Consider the following 11379-nt stretch of genomic DNA (forward strand, 5'->3'; position numbering starts at 1 on the left):
CCCTTATCCATTCTTGACTCGCCTTATGTGATTCGTATTCCTCGGGTCGGTAGTTTGCACTCCAACTTCCTTCAGATTCCACCTCGCGATGGACATCCTTGTCTTCGGCTACGGGTTAGCGACTACACCCCCCACAGTGGACTTTCACCACTAGATATATGCCATGCCTAGCACACCAAACAAAAAGATACTTCATTATTTTGAAGTATCTTTATCTTTTGGTTTCTTTTTATCTTTCAAAAAGACAAAATGAATAAAGGCAAAAAATAGAAACGCTAAAATGAATTTTAGTCCTCTATCCAATACAAACCTCATTACTGGCGTATCAAAATCAATCAAACTATCCCCTCCTTACGGAACAATTATATCATACATAATCTAAATTTCTAAAAGAAAAGTGCCTTCAAAATATTGGTTTCGAAGACACTTATATATACTTAATTTAGATTCATTATGCAATTTTTTCTAAAAGCATATTTGCACATTCAATTTGGTTAGGAATATTTCCATTTTCATCTTTAATACGCCAAATATCTGGTGTGATTTCATCCGCTACAACCACTTTACCACTTTCATCATAACCAAGTTCTATTTTAAAATCAATTAGTGTATATCCCATTGTATCTAATTCATTTCTTAACACTTCCCCAACCTTTACTAACAATGCTAAAGCTTCGTCATATTGACCAGGTTTCAGCATTCCCTTTAAAAGACACAATCTTTCACTAATAAGTGGATCACCTTGTTCATCATCTTTTAATGTAACTTCTAAGTACGGTGGTTCAAAAGGAATTCCTTCTTCCAATGTGAAACGACGACACATACTTCCTGCTGTAAAATAACGCAATACAAACTCTAATGGTGGAACGGTAACTTCACGTACCTCCATCAATCCCTTTTCAATATCAGACCCTTTATAATGTGTAGGGATTCCATTTTTTTCCATAAGTTCAAAGAAATAACTAGTTATTTTTAATCCTGTCTTCCCTTTTCCTTCAACACTTCCACCTACTGTGTTAGATCCTGGATCAAAGACTCCATTTTCACCAGTTGCACTATCCTTAAAAAATAAATAAACACTACCTGTTGTTTCATCTTTAAGCACATCTTTCGTTTTTCCTGAATATAATTTTTTCATTTTAAGTTTCTCCTTTTTCATTGTATTGGTCACCTTTTAGCAGCCTAAGAACTTGTATTTTCTAATCTATTATAGCACTATTTTTTTATCATTTGAAAAAAAATCTTTCAATATTTTAAAAGATTTTATAATTAATATTTATTTTTATCACATGTATTGACTCTATGGCTACTTGGTGATACTATGTAGTGGTAATAAGTAATACTTAGTAGAGGAGGTTATATGCAAAATCTTACGGAGATGCTGAAAGGTGTTTTAGAAGGTTGTGTTCTTGAAATTATCAGTAGAAAACAAACATATGGTTATGAAATAGCTAAGCAATTAAATGCTCTTGGCTTTGATGAAGTCGTAGAAGGAACTGTATACACAATTCTTTTGCGATTAGAAAAAAAGAAATTGATTGATTTTGAGAAAAAGCCTTCTGAACTTGGACCACCTAGGAAATTTTATTCACTTAATGATGCTGGATATCAAGAGTTAGAAGTTTTCTGGAAGAAGTGGGCTTTTATCGTAGAGCGTTTAGCTCAGCTTAAGGAGGAAAATTGAAATGAAAAAAATTCGTGAATATATAATAGGTACTAAAGAACAAAAAGAAAGTTGGCGAGAATCTAAACGTCGAGCAAAACGTTTACCTCATGATTATCGTGTAGTATATGATACAGCTTCTAAATACATGCTTAATTTTTCATCTAATGATAACAGTGTTGTAGCTTTACTACCTGAGATATTAGATTTATTTGAAGCAGCAATCGCTGATAATAAAGATGTCTTGGATGTTGTTGGGCATGATGTTATGGCCTTTTGTGATGCTTTACTAGAAGATGCTGAAACATGGAATGGAAAAATGCGCAAGAAAATGAATGATGATTTACACAAAAAGTTGGGGAGATAAATATAATGACAGAATCTAATATTGCCATTTCTGTATCTAACTTAAAAATGGCTTATAAGGATAACAAAGTATTAACAGATGTTAACTTTACTGTAGAAAAAGGATCTACTTTTGCTTTGTTGGGATCTAATGGTGCTGGTAAAACAACAATTATCAAAATTCTTTCAACCCTTTTAAAAGCTGATGAAGGTGAAGTTATTGTAAATAATTTTAACGTGACAAACAATTCTAAAGAGGTTCGCAATGCCATTAGCTTAACTGGACAAAGTGTTGCCTTAGATTATATTTTAACCGGACGTGAAAATCTTCAAATGATAGCTAAACTTCGTAATGTTAACCATATCGATATAATCGTAAACGCTTTATTAAAACAATTTGATTTAGAAGATGCTGCTGATAAACGTATTGCAACATATTCTGGAGGAATGTGTCGCCGTTTAGATTTAGCTATGAGCTTAATAGGAAACCCATCCATCATCTTTTTGGATGAGCCAACAACTGGATTAGATCCTCAAGCTAGAATTGCATTGTGGGATGTAATAAAAAACTTAACTACATCTGGTATTACAGTATTGTTAACTACACAATATTTAGAAGAAGCTGATGTTTTAGCTGATCAAATTGCTATTTTACATAAAGGAAAAATTGTTACACAAGGAAGTGCAAAAGAACTAAAACAACAACTTCCAAACGCTCATCTAAAATTAAGTTTTGCAGATAAAGAAAATTTATCTGCTGCAATATCATTATTAAGTAAGACTTATGATGTTATAACGAATAAAGAATCTTTAAGTTTATCTATTTCATCTAAAGGTGGAGTTGAAGATATCAGTAAGTTATTAAATACTATTTGCGAAGCTAAGATTAATGTTGTTGAATTTAGTCAAAAACTTCCAACTCTAGAAGATGTTTTTTTAGATATTGTAAACACTGAAGAAAAGAAGGTGGTCTAAATGAATACAGTGAAACATACATTTATTATGAGTAGTAGAGTAATACGTTATTCTACACGTAGTATTGATACAGTTATTACTGTAATTGTAATGCCGATTATGATTTTACTAGCTTTTGTTTATATTCTTGGTGGAGCTATGGAAACCGGAACAACTAGTTATGTTAATTATATCGTTCCTGGTGTATTACTATACTGCATTACAAGTGGTGTAGCTTATAGTTCTTTACGCGTTAACAACGATCTCAATAAAGGGATTTTCGAACGATTTCATTCGATGCCTATTGCGAAATCATCCATTTTAGCTGGTCATGTTATAGCTTCTATCATCTCTAATATTGTATCTTTAGTCGTTATCTTCATCGTTGCCTTCTTAATTGGATTTCGCTCACCTGCCAATATTCATGAATGGCTATTGGCTATTACATTGTTACTTCTTTCTGTACTTGCAATGACTTGGATGGCTCTTACTTTTGGTTTGCTTGCAAAAACCTTTGAAGGAGCAGGTGTATTTGCATATATATTGATGGCATTACTATTTGTAAGTTCTAGTTTCGCACCTGTAGAAACAATGCCACGTGCATTGGAAATATTTGCAACCTATCAACCAATGACCCCTATCATTGAAGGTATTAGATCCCTCTTGCTTGGGAATCCTAATTGGCAAAGTATCACAATAGCCATTATATGGTGTGTTGGAATATCTATACTATTTTATGGACTTTCAATGTTGACATACAAAAGAAGATTGAAATAAAAAAAAGAAACTAGATGTATGAATTAACTTCATTACAAATAGTTTCTTTTTATAAATCATTCAACAGTTGTTTTAAAGAATGCATATTAGTACAATTTTTCAAAGTTTTTGCTAACCTATCATCTGCAGCAATTCGCATGATTTTTCGGAATAAAAAATTATACTCATTTAAGTCTTTATCATTTGCAGCCACAAGAATTACAAAATCTGTATCTTCTCCATCCCATTTAATTTGATTCTTCAAATTAATCATGATAATAACAGATGAAATAACAGCATCTTTTGCTCCATGAGGCAGTGCAATCCCACGTGCTACATAGGTACTACTAATCTTTGTCCTAGATATAACAGAATCATAGAATTCTTTCTTCACATAGCCATTAACCTCTAAAAAATTACAGTATTTTTGAAGTAATTTATCTTCATTTTCTAAATCATCTTGAAAAAACAACAGATAATGTTCGTAAACATTTTCTTTATGAGCAATTCCCATCGCTGAAAAATTCAAGACATAATGTCGCAAAGCGCTATGGTCATTATGGGTGAAATTCGGATCAATACGAATACAATTATCGCCCATAACAATTGTTTTAGAACTATTGATAATAATGTCATATGCTTCTGAATGGATGGTTTGAATTGAATTTTCTCTGAAAATTTCTTTTATATGAATTTCACTAAAATATGACTCAATAATATTTTTAAGAAAAATCTCTATAGAAAGACCCTCACTACATATCAAAGCAGCTTCTATTTTTCTAATATTTGCTGGCCGATTTACAGCAGCAATAATGTGTAAACAAATATATCCAATTTCATTTGAATCAAAATATATATTTTCCATGATTTCTAAATCTTCAATTGTTGTAATCACGGCCATATAAACTTCAGTGTAATTGATTTTAATTTGTTCAAGCAGTGGATTTTCATTACTAATTCCATAGCGAATACGATTTATTGCAGGCTTTAAATGACTAATTAAATTTTGTTTTAATTCAAAATCATTTGATAGTTCTACATTTAATCGAATACTAAGCAAATTTAAAAACTTTTCCAACATTACCATATCCTGTTGGGTAGTTGGTATATTGATCTGTTTTCTTGTCCCAATCAACAACAATGATAAATATTCTATTTCTGGATCTGTAAAAAGAATTGAAAAATCTTTTTCCAAATAATTTTTAATTAAGGTTGCATAATAAAACTCTTGATTACTTTTTAAATCATAAAAAGATTCATTTTGTATAAATTTCCCTATCTTTAAACGTGTTATGATAATCGAAAGACAAATAGCTACCTTGTTATAATCTTCATCACAATAGTTTGTATTAATAATATTTTCACTGATTTTCATAATATTAATGATTTTATGCTTTTCATCTTCTTTCAACAAGATGTTTAAAATTACATTAGTTTTATCATTAATACGGTTCATAGCAATATCTTCACTACCTTCAATAAAAGTAGTTAAAAAGGCATAGAATAATTTTCTAATATCATTTTCATCACCATAAAGTAAAATCCCCTTTCCGCGTTTATGTTCAATATAGCAATTGAATTCATTACTGTAATTATCTATTTCATTAATCAAAGCATGCAATGAAGTAGTCGAAAGAAAAAGTTCATTTTTTAACTCATCATAGGAAATTCCTTTAGCATTAGATAACAATTTTATCAACACTTTACAGAAATCATTCTCTTGCCCTGTATTTAGTGTAAGTGATAGCTTAAGCTTAGATAAAATCTTTGCTTTTGCAACTCCATCTGCCTCAAGACGAATTCCACGATTTGGTTTTTTCACTAGTTTTCCAGGAAAAATAAGTGAACCAAATTCTTGAGAAGTAACATAATTATGAATCGTTCGCTCAGAAATATTCAACTGCTTAGACAACTTATAAACGGTTATATAATCATCCTGAGAAATTAACAATTTAATTAATTGCTTAATACGTTCGGTTTTCATCGATACCTCCATGCCCTTTCAATTAAATTATATCAAACTATGCAACTTGCAACTTTTTAAAATCTGCAACATTTTTTGAAATGCTGCAATTTCTTAGCGAATACAGCTATATATTGATGAAACACTTATGTGATACGCTTTTATTGCAAAAGGAGGACAACAATGAAAAAAATAGCACATTGTATTCATCATACACATTGGGATCTCATCTGGTATTTCACAACACAAGATGCAACCGTTCAGTTTTGTTATAACATGAAAGAACTGCTTGAAGCTTTTAAAACAAATAAAGTCGAACATTTCTTTTTTGATGGCCAAACTGCGCCAATTGATGAATACCTAATGCTTCACCCTGAAGATGAATCTTATATAAAAGAATTAGTTTCTGCAAATAAGTTGGTAATTGGTCCATTTAACTCACAACTTGATTGTTATATTAGTAGTGGAGAATCCATCATCAACAATTTAAGATTAGGAATAAAAACAGCAAGTAATTTAGGTCGAATATCTAATATCGCTTATTTACCCGATTCATTTGGACATAGTTATGACTTTCCTAAAATTTTCAATAAGTTTGGCATCAAAAACTTTATAATCACTAGAGGAGTTGGAGATCATTACCATTTAGGAAGTGAATTCTATATGCAATCTAATGATGATAGTGAATTGCTCGTATGCACTATGATTGCAGGTTATGGATATGGCTGCTATGCATTTAAAGAAGGCACGCTTTTTAAAGAGTCTGCTTTAGATTACAACAAGATTAGTGTTAAGTCTTTAATTGAAAGACTATTAGATTATTCAACAATAAAAAATGAATTTGTATTCCCTTTGGGGTTTGATCAAAATCCTGCAATTCTAAATATTCCTGAGAAAATCAAACAATACAACAAAGAATCTGATGAATTTGAATTCAAACTAACTTCCTGGGAAGCCTTTTGTAATCATGTTAGAAAGTATGGGAAAAACCTAAAAATACATAAGAACGAATTATTTTCAACACAATACCATCGCGTTCATAAATCAATGTTCTCTGCTCGTGCAGACATTAAAGCCTTACAAGATCGATGCGAACGATTATTAACTTATGAACTACAACCTGTAATGAGCATGCTAGATGCACTAGGAATCCCTTATGAACATGGTTTAATTGATAAAGCATGGGAGACATTAATAAAATGTCAAACTCATTCATCAGCTACTTTAACTGATGAAACAAACAACTATATTGAAAGAGAAAGTAAAAATGCGCTTAATCTTGCTACTTCTTCAAAGATATATTTAATGAAATTACTTTCAATATCTTTGGAAGGCGAATTTATAGATAGTTATCCATTACTCATTTTTAATACTTTACCAATAAAGCGAAAGATGATAATCGAAACCAAAATACTAACAAAACATAAACATTTCAAAATTATGAACAAAGAAAACTCAATTGCTTTTTCAATAAAAAAATCAAGCAAAGAGAATTGTGGTGTATTACGTAAAAACATCGATAACATGGATGAAAGTAAGTTTTATTATGAACACGATATTGTTTTGGAAAGCGATGAATTCAATGGTATATCATATAAAACATATGAAGTAATTAATAGTGATGATAACATGGACACTTTCATTGAAGAGCAACGATATATCCAAAATAATCGTTATAAAATATATCAAAACGAAGATGGGATTGTTATCCACGATAAGATGTTAGATAAAAAAATAGCAAATGCTATTTACTTAGAAGACTCTGGAGATGAAGGAGATAGCTTTGATTATTCTTATCCTGATCATGATTTGTATATTCGTGATTTCTTAGATAGCGCAAAAGTATCTTACACTTCAGCCGATGAAATGAGCATTATGAATATTAATGGACAAATGAAAATACCATCAGATTTACATCATCGAAAATATGAAGAATGTAATCAAAGCATGGAGTATACATTACAGATTATTTTAAAGAAAGATAGTGGTTTAATTGAACTAAAAGGTAATATTCATAACCATGGAGAACAACACCGAGTTAGAATTATTATCCAAGGAACTAACAAAAATGAATATTCTTTTGCGGGAACTCAATACGGATACATAAAAAGAGAAACAAATCCTAAAGAATTACAGATTTGGAAAAGTGAAAAATGGTTTGAAGAGCCAAGTCCAACCTTTCCACTATTGAATCATGTATCTGCGGTTGATGACAATTTTGTTGTTAGTATATTTACTAAAAGTAGCAAAGAATATGAATTTGTAAATATGAATAAGAAAGATATTGCAATCACTGCTTTTCGTTCCTATGGAGCTATGGGATATCCAGATTTAAATCGTCGCCCTGGTAGACCAAGTGGTTTGGATTATATGATTTTCGAGACACCTGATTGTCAGATGAAAAAAACGAATACATTTGAAATTGCTATTACATATTATACTGATTTCAATGCCAATAAAATCACCAATGATTATATTGCATATGCATGTGAAAACACCTGCTATCAAAGGCAAGATTTCGATAAATCCATCAATCCTATTGCCTACTTCCCTACCAATTCATGGAAATACAAATTGCCTCAAGCGTATAACTTCTTGAGTATCGATACTTTTGATGGTTCCTTTGGAAGCATTGTAAAAACGGATCAAAGCAATAGTTATTTGCTTCGACTTTACAACAATGAAAATTATGAAATAAGTGGTGGAAAGTTAGCCTTATGGAGTAATGATAAAGAATGTTTCATATCTGATTTAAAAGAACAAGAAATTGAAAAAACTAATATGGATATGATAAATTTCAAGAAAGGAGAGTTGCGAATTATTAAAATTAAAAAATAAATACTTATTTGTAAATTTATATATAAGAAAGGAGTATATTTATGAAAAAAATTGTAGCCGTTTGCGCCTGTCCTGCAGGGATTGCACATACATATATGGCAGCTGAAAACCTTGAAAACTTTGCTAAAAGAAAAGGATATGGCATAAAAGTAGAAACCAACGGTTCTGCTGGAGTTGAAAATCGCTTAAGTGAACAAAACATTAAAGAAGCGGATGTTGTCATTATTGCAGCAGATACCAAGGTAGAAATGGAACGTTTTAAAGGAAAAAAATTATTAATGGCTTCAGTATCTGATGCTGTAAGAAAAGTAGAAACAATATTTGAAAAAATCGAAAATGCTAATATTGATATTTATTAAGGAGGAAAAAAATGAATACGAAAAAATTTTATAATCATTTAATGTCAGGAGTATCTTATTTCTTACCATTTGTAGTAGCTGGTGGAATTATGTTAGCTTTTGCATATTTATTAGATGTAGGAAACTCAACTGCTGAAACCTTTGGCTCAACAACTGCTATTTCTGCATGGTTGTTAGAAACCGGCGGAATTGCTATGAGCTTTATGTTTCCTATGCTTGCTGGATACATTGCATATTCAATAGCAGATCGTCCTGGTATTTTACTGGGGATTGTCACTGGTGTATTAGCTCGCGATGGAGGTTCTGGTTTTCTTGGGGCAATTGCTGCTGGATTTATCAGTGGATATGTCATCGTTTTGCTGAAAAAAGCTACAGTTCAATTTCCACGCTCATTAGAAGGAATTAAAACATTACTAATTTTCCCAATCATAGGGCTTACAATCGCTGCATTATCAATGATTCTTGTAAATGCATTAGTAGAACCTATAAATAGTGGATTAAATGGATTTTTAACTTCTATGAGTGGTACCAATGCTGTTCTATTAGGTGGTATTATTGGTGTAATGGTCGCTATTGATATGGGTGGTCCAATCAATAAGACTGCATATTTCTTCTCAGTTGCAACATTGACTGCAGCAGATGGAACACCTATACCAAGTGTAATCATGGCAGCTTGTGGGTGTAGCGCAATGGTAGTTAGTACAAGTTGTGCGGTTGCCGCTACCCTATTTCCTAAAAAATTTAGTGAAAATCTTAGAGGTGCTAAAATTGGAGCATACATTATGGGATTAAGCTTCTTTGTTGAAGGAGCTATACCTTATGTTATGTCAAAACCAAAACAAATTTTACCATCTCTATGCATCGGAGCAGGAGTAACAGGAGCATTATCTGCTTTCTTTAAAGTAACTCTATCAGCACCAATTGGAGGACTTGAAACATTACCTTTAGTAAGCAACATACCATTATACTTATTAAGCTTTGTAATCGGCACAGCTGTTGCAGTAGGACTTATCTACATATTTATTCGAAAGGATCCTGATGTAGAAATAAAAGAAGAATAAAATAAAGAGGTGGGATTATGGAAATAATTAATGATACGCTAATTGAATTAAATTCAGATTTACAGTGTAAAGAAGATGTAATTAATCGTATAGCTTTTCTTTTGGCTGAGAATCATCGTATAAGTGATCCGATAGGATTTAAAAAAGATATTTATAAAAGAGAAAAGGAGTTATCTACATCCATGGGAGAAGGTGTAGCAATCCCTCATACACAGTCTAAATTTGTTCAGCACTCTTCTTTGGTGCTAATCAAATTGAAAAACAAAATACATTGGGATGACGATAAAAATATAAGCTTAATTTTTGGAATTGCTGTACCATACGAAAACAAAGATAATCACCATTTGAAAATATTATCGACATTAGCAAGAAAATTAATGAATGATGATTTTAGAAAAAAATTATATCAATTAGAAAACAAACAAGATACAATGAAATATTTAAAATTTCTGAATGAAATTAAAGATTAACGTAACCCAACTATCCATAATTAATAGCATCGATATATCTCAATTGACATTATTATATATCAATGCTATTATGTGGCTAGAAAAGCTGTTTCAGGGCGAGGTGTAATTCCTCACCGGCGGTGAAAAGCAAATGCTTTAAGTCCGCGCGCTTGCGATCATATCAATAGCTGAATGGGTTAGAATCCCATACCGACGGTATAGTCCGGATGAAAGAAACAAAATACTTTTATGGTATTTTAGTCTTGAAACGAAAGTTTCAAGGCTTTTTATTTTCCTGTCAGATTCTTTTCTATAATTATAGAAGGAGGACATTATATGTCAGAAGAAATCATGCAGAAACACACAAATAACAGTAGAAATCAAACGATGAAACTAGCAAAAATGGGGGTTTTAGTAGCGTTATCTATCGCTTTAGTCTATTTTATTCATTTCCCTATTTTCCCTGCGGTTTCCTTTTTGGAATATGATCCAGCAGACATCCCTATTTTGATTGGAACATTTGCTTTAGGACCTATCGCTGGTTTTATATTAACACTTGTTACCTCAGTGATACAGGGATTAACCGTTAGTGCAGGTAGTGGTATTTATGGAATCATCATGCATATAATTGCTACTGGTGCATTGGTTCTTGTATCGGGAATCATCTACCAAAGAAATAAAACAAAAAAAGGAGCCATCATTGGTCTTGTTTGTGGAACTCTTGCAATGGCCGTCGTAATGATAATTGCAAATCTTATCATCACCCCTATGTTCATGGGAGTCCCTCAAAGTATGGTTTGGGATTTAATGCCGTTCATCATTGGATTCAACCTTATAAAGGCTGGAATGAATGGTGCCGTTACATTCTTACTCTACAAACGAATATCTAAATTAATATAAAAAAATTAGTTAATAAAAATCAAGTATAATATTAAAAAATCATTCTATGATATTTCATTCACACTAAAAATTCTGAACTATGTCAGTTTTT

At 31.6% G+C, this 11379-nt stretch carries 12 protein-coding genes and 1 riboswitch; of the genes, 9 read left to right on the forward strand and 3 right to left on the reverse strand.

All coding sequences use genetic code 11. From position 1 onward, the window contains the following. Positions 1 to 195: 195 nt before the first annotated feature. Complete coding sequence (locus M2475_RS10760) at positions 196 to 339, reverse strand: hypothetical protein (protein ID WP_277491507.1); 144 nt, start codon at positions 337 to 339, stop codon at positions 196 to 198. Positions 340 to 451: 112 nt separating this feature from the next. Further along, on the reverse strand, positions 452 to 1138 hold the full coding sequence (locus M2475_RS10765; protein WP_277491508.1) for a phosphoribosylaminoimidazolesuccinocarboxamide synthase: 687 nt from the start codon (positions 1136 to 1138) through the stop codon (positions 452 to 454). Positions 1139 to 1360: 222 nt separating this feature from the next. On the opposite strand from M2475_RS10765, the gene M2475_RS10770 reads away from it, so the two are divergent. From M2475_RS10770 to M2475_RS10785, 4 genes are read left to right on the forward strand one after another with little or no spacing between them, the layout of a single operon-like run. Continuing rightward, entirely contained in the window at positions 1361 to 1684 is a 324-nt protein-coding gene (locus M2475_RS10770) for a PadR family transcriptional regulator (protein ID WP_277491510.1), read from the forward strand. A 1-nt stretch (position 1685) separates the two neighbouring features. Next, positions 1686 to 2030, forward strand: a complete 345-nt coding sequence (locus M2475_RS10775; protein WP_277491511.1) for a DUF1048 domain-containing protein — start codon at positions 1686 to 1688, stop codon at positions 2028 to 2030. Positions 2031 to 2035: 5 nt separating this feature from the next. Further along, positions 2036 to 2983, forward strand: a complete 948-nt coding sequence (locus M2475_RS10780; protein ID WP_277491512.1) for an ATP-binding cassette domain-containing protein — start codon at positions 2036 to 2038, stop codon at positions 2981 to 2983. Further along, positions 2984 to 3739 (forward strand): ABC transporter permease, encoded by a 756-nt coding sequence (locus M2475_RS10785; RefSeq protein WP_277491513.1) that lies wholly within the window; start codon positions 2984 to 2986, stop codon positions 3737 to 3739. A 49-nt stretch (positions 3740 to 3788) separates the two neighbouring features. On the opposite strand, the gene M2475_RS10790 is transcribed toward M2475_RS10785, so the two are convergent. Then, entirely contained in the window at positions 3789 to 5702 is a 1914-nt protein-coding gene (locus M2475_RS10790) for a PTS sugar transporter subunit IIA (RefSeq protein ID WP_277491514.1), read from the reverse strand. A gap of 162 nt (positions 5703 to 5864) precedes the next feature. Here M2475_RS10790 and M2475_RS10795 point away from each other — a divergent pair, with 162 nt between their 5' ends. The 5 genes from M2475_RS10795 (at position 5865) to M2475_RS10815 (ending at position 11288) form a co-directional block, all read left to right on the forward strand. Further along, entirely contained in the window at positions 5865 to 8519 is a 2655-nt protein-coding gene (locus M2475_RS10795) for a glycoside hydrolase family 38 C-terminal domain-containing protein (RefSeq protein WP_277491515.1), read from the forward strand. A gap of 41 nt (positions 8520 to 8560) precedes the next feature. Then, positions 8561 to 8878, forward strand: a complete 318-nt coding sequence (locus tag M2475_RS10800; RefSeq protein WP_277491516.1) for a PTS fructose transporter subunit IIB — start codon at positions 8561 to 8563, stop codon at positions 8876 to 8878. Between the two features lie 11 nt (positions 8879 to 8889). Next, complete coding sequence (locus M2475_RS10805) at positions 8890 to 9939, forward strand: fructose-specific PTS transporter subunit EIIC (protein ID WP_277491517.1); 1050 nt, start codon at positions 8890 to 8892, stop codon at positions 9937 to 9939. Positions 9940 to 9956: 17 nt separating this feature from the next. Further along, positions 9957 to 10409 (forward strand): fructose PTS transporter subunit IIA, encoded by a 453-nt coding sequence (locus tag M2475_RS10810; protein WP_277491518.1) that lies wholly within the window; start codon positions 9957 to 9959, stop codon positions 10407 to 10409. A gap of 82 nt (positions 10410 to 10491) precedes the next feature. After that, a riboswitch (FMN riboswitch) is annotated at positions 10492 to 10631 on the forward strand. 93 nt (positions 10632 to 10724) lie between these two features. Then, positions 10725 to 11288 (forward strand): ECF transporter S component, encoded by a 564-nt coding sequence (locus M2475_RS10815; RefSeq protein WP_277491519.1) that lies wholly within the window; start codon positions 10725 to 10727, stop codon positions 11286 to 11288. The last annotated feature ends 91 nt before the right edge of the window (positions 11289 to 11379 follow it).

The sequence above is a fragment of the Breznakia sp. PF5-3 genome (assembly GCF_029504745.1).
Classification (GTDB): Bacteria; Bacillota_I; Bacilli_A; order Erysipelotrichales; family Erysipelotrichaceae; genus Breznakia.